Raw genomic sequence first — 16,606 nt, 5'->3', positions numbered from 1 at the left:
AGCCCAGTGTCTCTGACGTTTCCATGAAACCAGTCATGTTCTTTCTCCTGTTCGCGGCCTCTCTGCTGGCGTCGCCGGCACGCGCCGACTGGAAGCCGGTCGAAAAGGTCGAGACCTACGCCATCGCAGGGCGGACCGGCCCGGAACTCTATGCCGCGATCGGCGAAGCCGGCCCCTTGCTCGGCAAGGGTCGGGTCATTGCGCACACCAATTTCAAGCTGACCTGGACCAGGGACTACAGGCCGCAAGGCGACGCTTGCGTGCTCAAATCGGCGCGCCCGAAACTGATCATCACCTACACCTTGCCGAAGCCGGCCGAACCGTTGCCGGCTTCCGTCCAGAAGAACTGGACGGTGTTCATCGCCGGGCTCGCCGCCCACGAGAGAGTGCATGGCGCAGCCATCGCCGAGATGGTGCGCAAGATCGAGGCGGTGAGCGTCGGCCTGACCGTTACTGATGACCCCGCCTGCAGCAAGATCAGAACCGAGCTGACGAGGCAACTCGCCCAGATCTCGCTGGCTCAGCGGCAGGCGAGCCGCGACTTCGACCGGGTCGAATTCGGCCCCGGCGGAAACCTGCAGAAGCTGGTGCTGGCTTTTGTGAATGGGGGGTAGTTTGCCGGCGAACCGGTCATTGCCCCGGTGTTCCGAATGACAAGAGCACCGGCCGCATGGCCGCTTTACAGGCAGGCTTGGTAGCGCTACCGTCTGATCGTCACGCGACCTGTTGGGGGAATGGGAGACGGTCGCGAGGCGGGAGAGGAGCGGTTTCCTTCGGGGCGTCGCAAGAAGCATTCGGGAGGAGATCGATGGCGTCTGTCGCGATCGGCGATGTTTACAAATCGTTCGGGACCGTCGAGGTCCTGCATGGCGTCAGTGTGGATATCGACGACGGCGAATTCGTCACGCTGGTCGGCCCGTCGGGTTGCGGAAAATCGACCCTTCTCAGGATGATCGCCGGCCTGGAAAAGATTTCTCGGGGCGAGATCGCGATCGGGGATCGGGTCGTCAACAACGTTGCGCCGAAAGAGCGCGACGTTGCCATGGTGTTCCAGAACTAGGCGCTCTACCCGCACATGACGGTCGCCGAGAACATGGCGTTCTCGCTCATGCTCAAAGGTGTTTCGAAGGCCGATTGCGCTACCAGCATTCAGCGCGCCGCCGAAATCCTCGGGCTGGTGCCATTGCTGACGCGATATCCGCGCCAGCTTTCCGGCGGCCAGCGCCAGCGCGTCGCCATGGGCCGGGCGATCGTGCGCGATCCACAGGTTTTCCTGTTCGACGAACCGCTCTCCAATCTCGACGCCAAGCTCAGGGTGCAGATGCGCGCCGAGATCAAGGAACTGCACCAGCGGCTCAAGACGACGACAGTCTATGTCACCCACGACCAGATCGAGGCCATGACCATGGCCGACAAGATCGTCGTCATGCATGACGGCATCGTCGAACAGATCGGACCGCCGCTGGAGCTCTACGACAGGCCCAACAATCTCTTCGTCGCCAGTTTCATCGGCTCGCCCGCCATGAACCTGATCAAGGGCGAGATCGTCACCGACGGGTCTCCGTCCTTTCGCGGCGCCGGGGGAATTTCCGTGCCGCTGGCCGGCGCGCCGGCGGTTGGCAACGGTCATCCGGTGGTGCTGGGAATACGGCCCGAGCATTTGCGGCTATCGTCAGACCAAGGCATTCCAGTCACCGTCGCGGTGGTCGAGCCGACCGGGTCGGAAGTGCAGATCATCGGCCGCACCGCCGGCGGCGACGAGATCGTCGCCAATTTCCGCGAACGCCATGCCTTCACACCGGGCGAATCCATACGGCTCTCTGCCGCGCCTGGCCTGATTCATCTCTTTGACGGCAAGACCGGAACACGATTTGAAACGCGTAACGGATGGTAAGGACCGCATAGCAAGGAAGATAAACCGGAGGAGACGACCATGAAATTCACGAGACGCGATGTAATCCGCACGACCGCAGGTGCCGCGGCGGGAGCTCTGGGAAGCCGGTTCGTCGGCTCGCCGGCTTTTGCCCAGGAGGGCTTGAAATACAAGCCCGAGGAAGGCGCAAAGCTGCGGCTGCTGCGCTGGTCGCCCTTCGTCAAGGGCGATGAGGATCAATGGCTGGCCAACACCAAGCGCTTCACCGAGGCGACAGGTGTCGAGGTTCGTGTCGACAAGGAAAGCTGGGAGGACATTCGCCCCAAGGCAGCGGTCGCCGCCAATGTCGGTTCCGGCCCGGACCTCATGTTCGTCTGGTTCGACGACCCGCATCAATATCCCGACAAGCTGCACGACGTGACCGAGCTCGGCGAGTATCTGGGCTCGAAATATGGCGGCTGGCACGACGGACCAAAGCAATATGCGACGCGGGACGGCAAGTTCGTCGGCCTGCCGCTGGCCACGATCGGCAATGCCATCGTCTATCGCGAAAGCTGGGTGAAGGAGGCCGGCTTCTCCGAATTTCCGAAGGACACGGCAGGCTTCCTCGAGCTTTGCAAGGCGTTGCAGGCGAAGGGACATCCGGCCGGCTTCACGCACGGCCACGGCGTCGGCGACGGCAACAATTACGCGCACTGGCTGCTGTGGAGCCATGGCGGCCAGATGGTCGACGAGAGCGGCAAGGTGGCGATCAACAGCCCCGAGACGCTAAAGGCGATCGGATACGCGCAGGAACTCTACAAGACCTTCATTCCCGGGACCGAAAGCTGGCTCGACGTCAATAACAACCGCGCCTTCCTGGCCGGCGAACTCGGCGTCATCGCCAACGGCATTTCCGCCTACAATACGGCCAAGATCAACAAGGACAACGATCCGAAGCTGGCTGAGATCGCCAAGGACATCCGCACCACCAACCTGCCGATCGGTCCCGTCGGGAAATCGGTCGAACTGTTCCAGGTGACCACCGCCGTCATCTTCAACTACACGCCCTACCCCAATGCGGCCAAGGCCTATCTGCAGTTCATGTTCGAGGATCCGCAGATGACCGACTGGATCACCTCCTCGGCGGGCTATTGCTGCCAGACGCTGAAGGCCTTCGACAACAATCCAGTGTGGACGGCCGACCCGAACAATGCCGCCTATGCCAAGGCCTCGGCGACGCTGCGCCCCAACGGCTATGCCGGGCCGCTCGGCTATGCCTCGGCGGCGACCATGGCCGACTATGTCCTGGTCGACATGTTTGCCAAGGCGGTGACCGGCCAGGCGACGCCGCAGGAGGCGATGGAGGAGGCGGAGAAGCGCGCCAACCGCTACTACCGCGTTTGATCACGGCACCGCCGGGCAGCGTCTAGTGCGCTGCCCGGCCCGTCGCACAATCCCATGGCGGCCATTGACGCCGTGACCTGATTCCCCGATGAGGAGCCCTCCATGGCCGTGCCGTCCGTTGCCGCCCAGCCGCGTCCGTCGATGCTTTCGCGGATCTCCGAAAGCCGCAACGCGCTGGGCTTCGGCTTCATGCTGCCGGCGGCGGCGCTGCTGCTGGTCTTCCTGACCTATCCGCTCGGGCTGGGCGTCTGGCTCGGCTTCACCGATGCCCGTATCGGCCGCCCCGGCATCTTCATTGGCACCGAGAACTATCAGTATCTGTGGAGTGACGCCGTCTTCTGGCTGTCCGTCTTCAACACCTTGCTCTACACGGTCAGCGCCTCGATCCTGAAGTTCGTGCTCGGCCTGTGGCTGGCGCTCATTCTCAATGAAAACCTGCCGTTCAAATCGTTCTTCCGCGCGATAGTCCTGCTGCCTTGGGTGGTGCCCACCGTACTGTCAGCCATCGCCTTCTGGTGGATCTACGATTCGCAGTTCTCCATCCTGTCCTGGGCGCTGCAGCAAATGGGCCTGATCGACCACCGCATCAATTTCCTCGGCGATCCGGAGAATGCGCGCGCTTCGGTTATCGCCGCCAACGTCTGGCGCGGCATTCCTTTCGTCGCCATCACGCTGCTCGCCGGCCTGCAGACCATTCCGCAGTCGCTCTACGAGGCGGCCACGCTCGACGGCGCCAGTCGCTGGCAGTTGTTTCGTTATGTGACTCTGCCGCTGCTGACGCCGATCATCGCCATCACCATGACCTTCTCGGTGCTGTTCACTTTCACCGATTTCCAGCTGATCTACGTGCTGACCCGGGGCGGACCGGTGAATGCCACGCATCTGATGGCGACATTGTCTTTCCAGCGCGGCATTTCCGGCGGCCAGCTTGGCGAGGGCGCGGCCATCGCGGTGGCCATGATCCCGTTCCTGCTGGCGGCGATCCTGTTCAGCTATTTCGGCCTGCAACGCCGCAAATGGCAACAAGGCGGCGGAGACTGACATGGTCAAGACGGCCGCGACAAGGAAGGCGAAACGTGGGGATATCGACGAAGGCGGCATGGGCTACCTGCAGAGCCTGCCGCGCCGCGTGGTGACGGTCTATCTGCCGCTGCTGGTGTTCGTCTTCGTGCTTTTGTTTCCGTTTTACTGGATGACGATCACGGCGGTTAAACCCAATCTCGAAATGACCGACTATGCGCAGTTCAATCCGTTCTGGGTGGTGCATCCGACATTGGAGCACATCCGCTATCTCCTGTTCGAGACCTCCTATCCGGGCTGGCTGCTCAACACGATCATCATCTCGACCGCCGCTACGTTCCTGTCGCTGCTGGCGTCGGTGTTCGCCGCCTATGCGATCGAGCGGTTGCGCTTTTCCGGGGCGCGGCAGGTCGGCCTCGGCATCTTCCTCGCCTATCTGGTGCCGCCCTCGATCCTGTTCATTCCGCTGTCGGTGATGGTGTTCAACCTCGGGCTCTACGACACGCCCTTCGCGCTCATCCTTACCTATCCGACCTTCCTGGTGCCGTTCTGCACGTGGCTGTTGATGGGCTACTTCCGCTCCATCCCGTTCGAACTGGAAGAATGCGCGCTGATAGACGGAGCGAGCCGGTGGCAGATCCTCACCAAGATCGTGCTGCCGCTGTCGGTGCCGGGCCTGATCTCCGCCGGCATATTCGCCTTCACCCTGTCATGGAACGAGTTCATCTATGCGCTGACATTCATCCAGTCCTCGGAAAACAAGACCGTGCCGGTGGGTGTGCTGACCGAGTTGGTGCGCTCCGACGTCTACGAATGGGGGGCGCTGATGGCGGGAGCGCTGATCGGCTCGCTGCCGGTGGTGGTGCTCTATTCGTTCTTCGTCGAGCACTATGTCTCGTCGATGACCGGCGCGGTGAAGGAGTGACGCGCCGGCTCACGCAAGGCGACCGGCGCGGTCAGATCGCGCCGATGATGCCGCCGTCGACGCGGATGTTCTGGCCGGTGATGTAGCCCGCACCTTCGGAAGCGAGGAAGGCGATGGTCGCGGCGATCTCCTCCGACGTGCCGTAGCGCTGCATCGGCACGCTGTCGCGGCGCTCCTCGGTGGCCGGCAGGCTGTCGATCCAGCCGGGCAGCACATTGTTCATGCGCACATTGTCGGCGGCGTAGGTGTTGGCGAAGATCTTGGTGTAGGCGGCAAGCCCGGCGCGGAACACGGCGGATGTCGGGAACATCGGGCTCGGCTCGACCACCCAGGCGGTCGAGATGTTGATGATGGCGCCGGCCCTCTGCTTGACCATCTGCGGCGCCACGATGCGCACCGGCCGGATGACGTTCATCAGATAGACGTCGAGACCGGTGTGCCACTGCTCGTCGGTGATTTCGAGGATCGGCGCGCGTGGCCCGTGGCCGCCGCTGTTGACCAGCACGTCGATGCGGCCGTAGCGCTCGAGCGTGAGGTCGGCGAGCCGCTGCAGATCGTCATTCGACTGGTTGGAGCCGGTGACGCCGAGGCCACCAAGCTCTTTCGCCAAGGCCTCGCCCTTACCTGAGGACGACAGGATCGCGACCTTGAACCCGTCCGCCGCCAGCCGCTTGGCCGCCGCCGCACCCATGCCGCTGCCACCGGCGACGACCACTGCCACTTTTTCTACATTCATCTTGATTTTCCTTCGCACGGGTTGGCGGGACTCTGAAGCCCATGTTTCCGACCTTCGAGCAATGCTATAAACGGTGTTGCCATCTGGTTCGAACCAGAAAGCCTGAAATCAAGCTGTAGAAAAACTCCTGCATGCCTGAAGCCTTCCTGAGCCTGCCACCATTGAATGCGCTGCGTGCCTTCGAAGCCGCCGCGCGTCATCTCAACTTCCGCATCGCCGCCGAAGAGCTGAACGTGACGCAAGGGGCGGTGGCGCAGCATATACGCGGGCTGGAGGCCGATCTCGGCACAAAACTCTTCGACCGGCTGCCGCGCGGCCTGGCGCTGACCGATGAGGGCCGCGCCTATATGCCCAACATCCGCCGCGCCTTCGAGCTGATCTCGGAGGCCACCTTGCTGCTGCGGCCCGAACCGGCGCGGCTGACGATCAGCGTCACGCCGAGCTTTGCCACCAAATGGCTGATCCCCAAACTGCCGGAGTTCGTCGCCCACAACCCGCTGGTCGATTTGCGAATCCTGGCCAGCGAAAGCCTGTCGAGTTTTCAGGCCGACGGCGTCGACATTGCGGTCAGGCAAGGCCGCCTGCCCTTCGGCGCCGGCCTGATGGTGGATCTTTTGTTTCCACAGCAGATCGTCGCCATCTGCAGCCCTGCCCTGCTGCCGACCGGCGCGAACGAGATCGCGCCGACCGACATCCAGCACCACGTCCTGCTGCACGACGCGCACAATCTATGGCCGGAATTCATGGAAAAGGCGCTCGGCCTGAGGATGGCCGCCGAGGCCAAACGCATGCGCTTCAACCAGACAGGCCTCGCGATCGACGCCGCCATTGCCGGCCAGGGCATCGCGCTGGCCAGCCGGTTTCTCGTATCCGCCGACATTGCCGCCGGCCGGCTGGTGCAGCCGATCAACGCGGAGATGCGTGGGACGCACGATTTCTATGTCGTGATGCCGCGCAAGCAACGGCACCCAGAACCGACGCAAGCCGTGCGGCGATGGCTGCTGGATGAGGGCGATGCGGCGCGGCTGTGATGGATAGCCGATCTCCCCTTTTACCGCCGCCGCGCAATGTCGGCCGCCACCGCCTTCGCCTCCCTGCCGATTTCTCGTAGCAGACCGGTGACCGGATTGTAGAAGCCGACGAGGTAGAGGCCGAGTTGAGAGGCGCGGGCGTTGACGCCACTGCGCTCCGGCTGCAATTCCACGGGCAGAAACTTTTCGTAGCCCGGGCGATAGCCGGTGGCGAGGATGACGGCGTCGAAATTTTCCTGCCTGCCGTCGGTGAACGCAGCGCCGCGCTCGGTGAAGCCCGCTATGTCGGGTGCGATCTTGATGGCGCCTTTGGTGATGGCGTCGACCGTGCCGACGTCGATGACCGGGATGCGGCCGACTTCGTCGATCTGCTGCAGGATGCCCTGCTTCGGCCTGACGATGCCGTATTTCTCGAGCTTGCCCAGCGCGAAATCGAGGATGATCGGGAACATCCAGTCGTTCAGCGCCTGCGGCATCGGCCGGCTGGCGATGCCGACCATCTGGATCGGCACGCCGAACAGCTGGCGCGGCACGATGTGGACGCCCTTGCGCACCGAAATGGTCGGACGCGCGCCACTTTCCGCCAAGTCGAGCGCGATCTCGGCGCCGGTGTTGCCCATGCCGACGATCAGCACCGAGCGGCCGGCAAAGGGCGCCGCTTGCGTATAGTCGGCGCTGTGCAGCACCTCGCCCTTGAAAGCCTCGATAGCAGGGAGCCGGGGGACGATCGGCTCGGCATTGTTACCGCTGGCGATGACGACATGGCGCGCCTTGAGGTTGTCCGATTCTGTCTCGACCAGAAAACCGCCGTCCCCGAGGCGAATGGCTTTCACCGTCACGCCGAAGCGCGGGCGCAGGTCGAATTTTTCCGCATAGTCGTCGAGGTAACGGACCACCAGTTCGCGCGGCACGTAGCGCGGATAGTCCCTGGGAAATGGCAGGAACGGCAGCGACGAGAACGACTTCACCGTATGCAGATGCAGCCGCCGATAGTGCCGCCGCCAGGCGGGCGCGATCTCCTGCGATTTTTCGAGCAGGATGAAATCCACTCCTGCCCGCTTCAGGCAGGCACCGACCGCAAGGCCGGCGGGCCCGGCGCCGACAATAACGACAGTGGTGTCCAAGCGATTCTCCTCCCGCTAGCTCCTTAGGCTACGCGTAGAAGCGCAGGCGGGACAAGGCGCGCCTCACCTTCTCCCCTTGTTGGAGAAGGTGGACGGCGCGCTAGCGCCGAGACGCCTTCGCATCGCGGCGCGCACGCTACGCATCCTGTCCGGTCTCGGCTCACCCCGGTGACGAATGTCTATCCCGGCAATCGCCCCATGCTGTCGGACGGGCTGCCTGTCGCCGGCCGCACCGCGGTCGAAGAGCTCTACGTGCATGGCGGCATAGGCCCAATCGGCATGCATGCCGCCCCCGCCACCGCGCGCTGGCTGGAGGAGGCCGTGGTTCGGGCGATGGCAATCCGAAGCAGACATGGCTCCGGCCACAGCGATTTGCGGGATGGGAAGGGTGAGGCTGCGCGATGTCGTGTCGATCTAGCCCGCCACCAGCGCGAAGGGAGGCGTTCCTCCCTAGCCGACATGCTCGGCGCGCAGCTTCTTCTTTATCTGCTCGAGCGCTGCCTCGCCGCCGGCCGCCAGTTCGTCGGCGATCCTGGCCAGCTTGTCGTCGGCGTTGCGGTATTTGCTGCCCCAGGCGCCGAGCGTCGCCAGCACCGGCAACAGGTCGATGCCGGCCTCGGTCAGCCTGTAGATCGCCTTGAGCTTGTGCGTGGGGTCGTCGCTTCTGGTGACGATGCCCTCATCCTGCAAGTTCTGCAGCCGCTCGGCCAGCGTGCGCGACGAGATGCCTTCGCCTGATAGCAGGAACTCCCTGAAGTGCCTTTTTCCCGCGAAAATCATGTCGCGGATGATCAGCAGCGTCCAGCGGTCACCCAGCAGTTCGAGCGACAGGCTGATGGGGCAGCCGGATCTTTCCCTGGTCGACATTTCAATGCTTCCATTCTAAATCACTTTACTATTGACATCATTTTTCTCTCGTGTCAATGGTTCCGAAAGTAAAGCAATAACCAACGCCGCCTGACCTGGCGCTGGTGACACCAGAGCTCAATCAGGAGAACGACGATGAGAAAACTGATCCTGCAGATGCAGATGTCGGTCGACGGTTTTGTCGGCGCGGCCGGCGATGAGCACTGGCAGCTCTGGGAATGGGGCGCCAACTGCCCGTGGGACGACGACTTGAAGCAGGATTTCAACGCGGTGTTCGCCGGCATCGATACCATTCTGCTCAGCCGCAAGATGGCCGAAGAAGGCTATCTAACCCATTGGGGCAATGCGGCAAAAAACTATCAGCGCGATCCCTTCTACGCCTTTGCGCAGCGCATCGTCGAGGCGCGCAAGGTGGTGCTGAGCGACAAGCTCGCGGCATCGCGGTGGGAGCGCACGACGCTTGCCAGCGGCGACCTGCCGCGCGAGGTCAAGGCCCTGAAAGCTGAAGGTGAAGGCGACATGGCGGTATTCGGCGGCGCCGGCTTTGCCTCGGCGCTGATTGCAGCGGGGTTGGTCGATGAGTTCCAGCTGTTCATCAATCCGGCCGCGCTGGGCGACGGCGAGCGGATTTTCGACCGTGGCGGCTTCCGGAAATTGCGCCTGCTCGGCTCTAAAGCCTATGCCTGCGGAATGGTGGTGAACCGCTACGCGCCGGCAATGTGAAGCAGTTCAGCGATTGAATCCGTGGACCGCTTCAACTCTTTGTTTTTACGAGAACTCCGGACGGATCACCGCAACCCGCTCCTCGTGAACCTGCGCTAGAAATTGATCTCGACCGAAGCGGCACTTCGCTTTGCCGGCCCGTGAAACACCGCCTCGATGTTGTTGCCGTCGGGGTCGAGCAGGAAGGCGGCGTAGTAGCCGGGGTGGTAGGGCCGCTCACCCGGCGCGCCATTGTCGGCGCCGCCGGCATCGAGGCCGGCCTTGTAGAAGGCATCGACCATGGCCTTGTCCCTGGCCTGGAGGGCCAGATGATGGCGCCCGGTCAGCTGTCCCTTCGCCGCCCGGCTGTCGAGGCTTGAGATGAACAGCTCGTCGGCCCAGAAATAGTCCTCGGCCTCGCCGCCGATCGGAATGCCGAGCACCTTGAAGACGGCTTCATAGAAGCGCCGGCTCGCCTTGAGGTCCCTGACCACCAGCTGGACGTGGTCGATGAGGCGGCCGCGATGCAGTTCCATGAGCGATATCTCCCGTCGCGAGACCACAAAGCTAGTGCCGCGGAGCGGCTCGTCAATTCGGCAGTCTATCTTGTCGGCGCGCTTGGCAGCCTTACACCCCTGCTTTTGTCATATCCGGATGGACTTCCACGCAGACCGGATAAAAAATGCAACCGGATTGTCGGATTCGAAATCCCGCCAACGTCCTTCGGACGCAAGCGGCGCAACGGAGCTGGAGCGAGTGGCGCCGCATCGAAACCGATCTCGGGAGAAGAGCATGAACAGTTCCTACCGTTGGGTGATCGTCGCGTGCGGCGCGCTGATGACCTGTGTGGCGCTCGGCGCGATGTTTTCGCTGGCGATCTTTCTCGAGCCGATGGCGCTCGACACCAACTGGTCGCGAACCGGCATTTCCAGCGCCATGACGCTGAATTTCTTGGTGATGGGTGCAGGCGGTTTCGCCTGGGGCGCCATCTATGACCGTGTCGGCGCCCGCCCGGTGGTTTTTGCCGGCGCGGTGCTGCTCGGCCTGTCGCTGGTGGTGGCGAGCCGAGCCCAATCGCTGCTGGTCTTCCAGCTGAGCTATGGCGTCATCGTCGGGCTGGCGGCCAGCGCCTTCTTCGCGCCGATGATCGCGCTGACCACCGCCTGGTTCGAGACCCATCGCAGCCTGGCCGTGTCGCTGGTCTCGGCCGGCATGGGCGTGGCGCCGATGACCATTTCGCCCTTCGCGCGCTGGCTGATCACGGCCTATGACTGGCGTACCGCCATGTTCGACATCGGGATCATGGCCTGGGTGCTGTTGCTGCCGGCCGTCTTCCTGGTGCGCCAGCCGTCGGCGGCGGTCGCGGCAGCGGATGGCAGCGCGCCCGCGCCTGCCGCGGCCCCCGGCATGTCAGTCGGCCAGGCGCTGCGCTCGCCGCAATTCCTGGTGCTGGGCATGACCTTCTTCGCCTGTTGCGCGGCGCATTCGGGGCCGATCTTCCACATGGTGAGCTATGCCATGTCGTGCGGCGTGGCGCCGATGGCAGCCGTGTCGATCTACAGCGTCGAGGGCCTTGCCGGCCTTGGCGGGCGCGTGCTCTACGGCGTGCTCGGCGACAGGTTGGGCGCCAAGCCGGTGCTGATCGTGGGCCTCGCCATCCAGGCGGTGGTGATCGCCGCCTATCTCGCCGTCGGCAATCTCGAGCAGTTCTATCTCCTGGCGATCATCTTCGGCGCCACATATGGCGGCGTCATGCCGCTCTATGCGGTTCTGGCGCGCGACTATTTCGGGCCACGCATCATCGGCACGATACTTGGCGCCGCGACCCTGTTGTCCAGCCTCGGCATGTCGTTCGGCCCGCTCGCCGGCGGCATGATCTTCGACGCCTATGCCAGCTATTCCTGGCTGTTCATCGGCTCGGCGCTGATCGGCCTCGGTGCTGCCGGCATCGCCATCGCCTTCCCGCCGCAGCCCGGCCGAGAGAGGCTGCAGGCGACGTGAGCGAAATTTCCCTCGAGGGGAAATACTCATCACCCTGTCCCCGTTCCCGAGCGCAGCTCTTCCCTGCCCTCGTCGTCGCGGCTGAGCCTGGCGTCCGAGATCAGCACCACCGGGCATTGGCAGCGCTGCAGCACGCCGGTGGTCGTCTCGCCGAAGAAGAGTTCCTCGCCAGGGCGCCGCGCCACGCCCATGACGATCAGCGCCGCCCCCCTGCCGGCCTGGCGGGCAATGGCATCGGCGGCGGCAGCCCGGCTGCGGATGGCCGTCTCGATCTCGACGCCATAGCGGTCGGCTAGTGCGACGGTATCCTTCAGCACCGCCTCCCTGCGGCGATGCGAGACAGTGTCGCGCGGTTCGTCGCGGCCGACGCGCGCGACATAAAGTATCTTGACCCGCGCACCCGTGACCGCTGCAATCGCCAGTGCCATTTCGGCACCCCGGCGGGCGATCGCGGTGCCGTTGACCGGAACCAGAATCTTCCCGCCTTCAGGCATCTGGCGGCCGGCGCCGGTCGCCTTCAGCACCAGGCATAGCGGGCCCTCGAAGGCGCCGGCGATCTCGTTGATGCGGCGGGCAAACCCACCTTTCGACGTGACCGCGCGGCCGAGCCCGATCAGCAGCAGCCCATAGCCTTTGCGCGCCTCCTTGGCAACCGTTTCGGCCGAAAGCTCGGCCTCGTGGCGCCGCGTGACAGGCGCCGCGCGGGCCAGCTCCTCGTCCGAACTCCTGGCGGCCTCGCGGCTGTCCTCGGCACCCTTTTCGATCGGCTCGAGCTTCGCATCCGTGCCGGGCTCGGCCTCCTCCCCCTCGCCTCGGGCATGCAGCACCGTCGTCGGCCTGCCGGCGCCCACGACTCCGGCGAGGTAAGCAGCAAAGCGGCCGACAACGCCCTCATCGGTCACCACCAGCAGTCGTTCCAGATTGGCGATGAAGCCGCGTTGGTCGATCTCCTCGCGCTCCAGACGCTTCTTCTCGTTCTCGCCCATCGGCAAGCGGCCGAGTGCCCAACGCAAGGTCGGCGGCATGGCGAGCGTGGTGATGACGGCCATGGTCACGATCATGGTGAAAAGATTGTGCGACAGAACGCCGATCGACAGGCCAATCGAGGCGACGATGACTTCGGTCGAGCCGCGCGCGTTCATGCCGCAACCGACGGCGATGCCTTCCTTGCGGCTCATGCCGGCAAGCTCGGCGCCGATGAAGGCGCCGGCGAATTTGCCGAAGCTGGCGATCAGCACCAAAGCGGCCGTGAGTAGCGCAAGCTCGTGGTCGACAAGCACGGTGAGATCCGCCGAAAGGCCGGCGACGCCGAAGAAAACCGGCATGAACAGCGCCATGATGACGCCGCGCAATTGCCCTTCGATATGACGCGACAGGATCGGCGATTCCCCAACCAGTATGCCGGCGACGAAGGCGCCGAGCACGGTGTGGACGCCGATCAGATCGGTGATCAGCGCCATTGCGCCCATGATGGCGAGAATGACGGTGACGACGGCGTATTCGCTGCGGAACGTATCGTTGGTCCAGCGGATGGCGTCGAAGACGATGCGGCGGCCAATCGTGAAGGAAAACCCCATGAAGGCGGCGACGCCGACAATGGTGAAGGCAAGGCTGCCGAGCTCGATGCGCCCCTTGGTGGCGATGCCGATGGTGATGGCGATGATCACCCAGCCGATCGTGTCCTCGATGATGGCCGACGAGACGATGATCTGACCGAGATCGCGGCGCATGAAGTTCATCTCGCGCACCACCATGGCGACGATCTTGACCGAGGAGATCGACAGCGCCGTGCCGAGGAAGAGGCCGGCGACAATGCGCTCGGTTCCGTCGGCCAGCAGCGAGGCCGGCATGAACTGTGCGGCGGTGAAGCCGAGCGCGAAAGGCACGGCGACGCCCGCGGCGGAGATGGAAAAGCACGCACGGCCGACCCTGCGCACCAGCCGCAGATCCGTCTCCATCCCGGTGAGCAACAGAAGCATCAAAACGCCGAGCTGGGCGATGGCGCTGATCATGCTCTTTTGGGTGGCGTCGCCTGAAAAGATCACGCGTTCTGCTTCCGGCAATAGCCAGCCGAGCAGCGATGGCCCGAGCAGGATGCCGCCGATGAGCTGACCCATCACCGCCGGCTGGCCGAGACGCTCCAGCAACTCGCCGATGCCGCGGCCGACGAGAAGCAGAAGGAGGATTTCGAGAACGAAAATGCCCTCGCTGGACATGCCGGTCTTTTCGGCTGCCAACGATGCGGCCGGCATGAATGCGAAAGCTGCCGCGGCAAGCGCGACCGACCGGCGCCGGTTGATCACGAAGGACATGCACCCCCTCATTGTGCCCGGTATTAACGTTTTGAGGGCGAGATCGGTTGCACGCCACGCTCCCTTAGCGCGCCGCAGGTCCCTCCTTACCTGAATCGCATAACGGGCCTATCTGACTGCGGATAAACCGCCGAGACCCGGGCCGGCGACGGAACATTTTCAACCGATTGCGCGTTGCGCAGATGGGGATGACCGGCGTCGTTTCGGCCGGCCATGGCGTTGGGAGGCGCGTGGCAAGGGATGTCCCAGGTCAAGACCGTGAAAACCGACGAAGCGGCTGCAGCGCCGCGGGCCTCTGATGCGTTCGCGCTGAAGCTCACCTCATCGGAATTCGTGGCCACCATGTCGCATTTCCACCGCGCCGAAATCGCCCGCATGGCCGGCTGGCGCGACCGGCTGGACCGTACCAGCAACTGGGCGATTACTGTCGTCGCCGCCATGCTCTCAGTCTCACTCTCGACGCCCAGCGCCCATCACGGGGTGCTGCTCTTTGCCATGCTGCTGACCACGCTGCTGCTATGGATCGAGGCGCGGCGCTATCGTTTCTTCGATGTCTACCGGGCCAGGGTGCGCCAGTTCGAGCGCTATTATTTCGCGCAGATCTTCTCGCCGCAGCCCGACTACGCCTCCAACTGGCTGGCCATCGTCGGCGAAGGCCTGCGTTCGCCGCGCTTCCTGATCTCGCAACGCGCGGCGTTGGTGCGCCGGCTGCGCCGCAACTACATTTTCATGTACACGATCCTGATGCTGGCGTGGGTGCTGAAGATCACGACGCCCAGTCTGCAGCGCGAAGGGTCGCCGATAGGCTTGGGCGCGTCGTTTCTCGACGCCGCGCGCGTGGCGCAGCTCGGCCCGGTTCCAGGCATCTATGTCGTGTGCATGGTCGGGCTGTTCTATGTCGGCCTACTCGCAGCCGCTTTCCTCATCTCAAGCGCCGAGGGCGAGCTTTCGCATGGCACCGTGCATGTCTGAGAGCGGCCTCGAAAAGCGCAATCTGCCGCGGTGATCTTCAACAAACATTGTCGACCATCAGAGCGGTCGCTTCCGACCGGCTTGCGGCTTCCTCAACTGGAAGCCGTGCGCGATGGCGCTTGTAGGCGGTGAGCGCGATGACCAGCACGCAGCATACGGCGTTCAGCCAGTTGATCGCCGCCAGAGCGGGATCGTTCAGATTGATGTGGGCGTAGAGTCCCGTCGTGGCGTTGGCGCCTGTCCACAACAGCCAGGTCGCGTAGGAAATCGCCGACGCCCCGTGCCTGTCCCGGGCCACCCGCACGATCTGCGGCAGGTAGGACACCACGCGCAAGCCATTGAAAATAGTGAAGAGACAAAAAGACAGATCAGCAAGTGTCATCCGAAACCCCTGTCATGGCCGGACGTCCCATAGCGTTCCTTGCAGTGGCGGCATGTGAGCCCGTTCACATGCCGGCTTCGATTTTCCTGTTGCGGCCCGGCATCCGGATTCTTTCGCCATGGGGGCGTTCGCCGTGAGCCAGCCCGACGAGGTCGACATGAACCAGATCTTGTTTCGGCCGACGGCGCGGGAGTACTAAACAGATCTCGTGCAAAGTTCGGGTTGACCGCTGCCAAGAGCGCGGCGACTATCCCTGCAACGTGCAGGAGGACATGAGAATGGACGAACCCGATCGCTGGCGGCACATGGCGAGCGCGCCCAAGGACGGCAGCCGCATCCTGGTCACGGTCAGGCCATCGGAACAGGGGCCGGCCGAGGTCGACCTCGCTTACTGGTCGCGCGCAGACCAGTTCGGCACGGAGGGCTGGCGCTCTTCCGATTCGTCGCCAGGACGGGTGATCGAATACCCCGAACCGGAGTTGAAATGCTGGATGCCGCTGCCGACGGCCAATCTGAGCCGTGCTTCAATGCCAAGTCCGTGGCAAGGCGAAGACGTCCCGCTGCTCGACGGCTCCGGGATATGATCTCGGCGGGATGACCGCAGGAAATACGCTGCCGGCCCAATACTTGACGGCCTTACTTCGGCCGACGCACCGATCGCACCATGCCGCCGGGGCCGCTGCCGCAGAAGAAGCGGTCTCCGCCGTCGGATTCGAGCCCCGACACGCCCTGCCCCGCCGGCATGTCGAGCCGTTGCAGCACCTTTCCGGTCTGTGGGTCGACGCGCCGGACATCACTCTGGTCGCCTTCCCAGGTGCCGTGCCAGAGCTCGCCATCGACCCAGGTCACTCCGGTGACGAAGCGGTTTGAGTCGATGGTCCGCAGGATTTTCCCGGTCTCGGGATCGATCTGGTGGATCTTGCGCTCCCGGTTCTGCCCCACCCAGAGCGTGCCCTCGGCCCAGGTCATGCCGGAATCGCGGCCGTCGCCGGGCGCCGGGATGGTGGAGAGCACCTTGCCGGTATCCGGGTCGATCTTCTGGATGCGGTCCCCGGCGAGCTGAAACAGATGTCGGCCGTCATAGGCGGTGCCGGCATGGGCGGCGACATCGATCGAGCGCAGCGTCTCACCGCTTGCCGGATCGAAGGCGGTCAGCCGCTCGCCCGTCGCAAACCAGACATTCTGTCCGTCGAAGCTCACGCCGTGCACGGTGTCGACATCAGGAAAGGGCCCGTATTCGCGCAGGATTTCCGCTGCTGAATGTTTCATGTCCTG

Annotated in this window: 16 protein-coding genes and 1 pseudogene; 10 read left to right on the top strand and 7 right to left on the bottom strand. The window is 63.9% G+C overall.

What is annotated here, in order from left to right:
- The first annotated feature begins 23 nt into the window (after window positions 1-23).
- From ACYG97_RS04060 to ACYG97_RS04040, 5 genes and pseudogenes are all read left to right on the top strand, one after another.
- Window positions 24-614, top strand: a complete 591-nt coding sequence (locus ACYG97_RS04060) for a DUF922 domain-containing Zn-dependent protease (RefSeq protein ID WP_023733985.1) — start codon at window positions 24-26, stop codon at window positions 612-614.
- Between the two features lie 194 nt (window positions 615-808).
- Window positions 809-1,894: pseudogene (locus ACYG97_RS04055) on the top strand (ABC transporter ATP-binding protein).
- Window positions 1,895-1,933: 39 nt separating this feature from the next.
- The gene (locus tag ACYG97_RS04050) at window positions 1,934-3,259 is read left to right on the top strand and encodes an ABC transporter substrate-binding protein (protein WP_023693796.1); all 1,326 of its coding nucleotides are present in this window, start codon (window positions 1,934-1,936) and stop codon (window positions 3,257-3,259) included.
- 141 nt (window positions 3,260-3,400) lie between these two features.
- Entirely contained in the window at window positions 3,401-4,300 is a 900-nt protein-coding gene (locus ACYG97_RS04045; protein WP_444849008.1) for a carbohydrate ABC transporter permease, read from the top strand.
- A 1-nt stretch (window position 4,301) separates the two neighbouring features.
- A complete protein-coding gene (locus ACYG97_RS04040) occupies window positions 4,302-5,204 on the top strand; it encodes a carbohydrate ABC transporter permease (protein WP_023673469.1) in 903 nt (300 codons plus the stop codon).
- A gap of 31 nt (window positions 5,205-5,235) precedes the next feature.
- Here the strand turns inward: ACYG97_RS04040 and ACYG97_RS04035 are convergent, their stop codons facing one another.
- Window positions 5,236-5,940, bottom strand: coding sequence for an SDR family oxidoreductase (locus tag ACYG97_RS04035; protein ID WP_023705118.1), 705 nt, complete (start codon window positions 5,938-5,940; stop codon window positions 5,236-5,238).
- Between the two features lie 131 nt (window positions 5,941-6,071).
- Here ACYG97_RS04035 and gcvA point away from each other — a divergent pair, with 131 nt between their 5' ends.
- Window positions 6,072-6,971, top strand: coding sequence for a transcriptional regulator GcvA (gcvA, locus tag ACYG97_RS04030; protein WP_023733984.1), 900 nt, complete (start codon window positions 6,072-6,074; stop codon window positions 6,969-6,971).
- 20 nt (window positions 6,972-6,991) lie between these two features.
- Here the strand turns inward: gcvA and ACYG97_RS04025 are convergent, their stop codons facing one another.
- On the bottom strand, window positions 6,992-8,095 hold the full coding sequence (locus ACYG97_RS04025; RefSeq protein ID WP_023733983.1) for a flavin-containing monooxygenase: 1,104 nt from the start codon (window positions 8,093-8,095) through the stop codon (window positions 6,992-6,994).
- Between the two features lie 450 nt (window positions 8,096-8,545).
- On the bottom strand, window positions 8,546-8,962 hold the full coding sequence (locus tag ACYG97_RS04020) for a winged helix-turn-helix transcriptional regulator (protein WP_023685902.1): 417 nt from the start codon (window positions 8,960-8,962) through the stop codon (window positions 8,546-8,548).
- A 135-nt stretch (window positions 8,963-9,097) separates the two neighbouring features.
- On the opposite strand from ACYG97_RS04020, the gene ACYG97_RS04015 reads away from it, so the two are divergent.
- A complete protein-coding gene (locus ACYG97_RS04015) occupies window positions 9,098-9,685 on the top strand; it encodes a dihydrofolate reductase family protein (protein ID WP_023685903.1) in 588 nt (195 codons plus the stop codon).
- Window positions 9,686-9,780: 95 nt separating this feature from the next.
- Here the strand turns inward: ACYG97_RS04015 and ACYG97_RS04010 are convergent, their stop codons facing one another.
- Window positions 9,781-10,209, bottom strand: a complete 429-nt coding sequence (locus ACYG97_RS04010; protein ID WP_156936038.1) for a VOC family protein — start codon at window positions 10,207-10,209, stop codon at window positions 9,781-9,783.
- 247 nt (window positions 10,210-10,456) lie between these two features.
- Here ACYG97_RS04010 and ACYG97_RS04005 point away from each other — a divergent pair, with 247 nt between their 5' ends.
- Window positions 10,457-11,665: an MFS transporter gene (locus ACYG97_RS04005; RefSeq protein WP_023733982.1), complete on the top strand. Its 1,209-nt coding sequence runs from the start codon at window positions 10,457-10,459 to the stop codon at window positions 11,663-11,665.
- A gap of 29 nt (window positions 11,666-11,694) precedes the next feature.
- Here the strand turns inward: ACYG97_RS04005 and ACYG97_RS04000 are convergent, their stop codons facing one another.
- A complete protein-coding gene (locus ACYG97_RS04000) occupies window positions 11,695-13,977 on the bottom strand; it encodes a cation:proton antiporter domain-containing protein (protein WP_023733981.1) in 2,283 nt (760 codons plus the stop codon).
- A 240-nt stretch (window positions 13,978-14,217) separates the two neighbouring features.
- Between ACYG97_RS04000 and ACYG97_RS03995 the strand changes: the two genes are divergently transcribed.
- Window positions 14,218-14,949: a DUF2270 domain-containing protein gene (locus tag ACYG97_RS03995; RefSeq protein ID WP_023733980.1), complete on the top strand. Its 732-nt coding sequence runs from the start codon at window positions 14,218-14,220 to the stop codon at window positions 14,947-14,949.
- 37 nt (window positions 14,950-14,986) lie between these two features.
- Here the strand turns inward: ACYG97_RS03995 and ACYG97_RS03990 are convergent, their stop codons facing one another.
- On the bottom strand, window positions 14,987-15,331 hold the full coding sequence (locus tag ACYG97_RS03990) for a hypothetical protein (protein ID WP_023733979.1): 345 nt from the start codon (window positions 15,329-15,331) through the stop codon (window positions 14,987-14,989).
- A gap of 278 nt (window positions 15,332-15,609) precedes the next feature.
- Here ACYG97_RS03990 and ACYG97_RS03985 point away from each other — a divergent pair, with 278 nt between their 5' ends.
- Window positions 15,610-15,915, top strand: coding sequence for a hypothetical protein (locus tag ACYG97_RS03985; protein WP_023689804.1), 306 nt, complete (start codon window positions 15,610-15,612; stop codon window positions 15,913-15,915).
- Between the two features lie 52 nt (window positions 15,916-15,967).
- On the opposite strand, the gene ACYG97_RS03980 is transcribed toward ACYG97_RS03985, so the two are convergent.
- Window positions 15,968-16,600 (bottom strand): Vgb family protein, encoded by a 633-nt coding sequence (locus tag ACYG97_RS03980; RefSeq protein WP_023733977.1) that lies wholly within the window; start codon window positions 16,598-16,600, stop codon window positions 15,968-15,970.
- Window positions 16,601-16,606 lie beyond the last annotated feature (6 nt).

Source organism: Mesorhizobium sp. W067, from assembly GCF_054719525.1.
The sequence above is the reverse complement of the archived record's forward strand: the minus strand, read 5'-3'. Positions and strand labels throughout refer to the sequence as shown.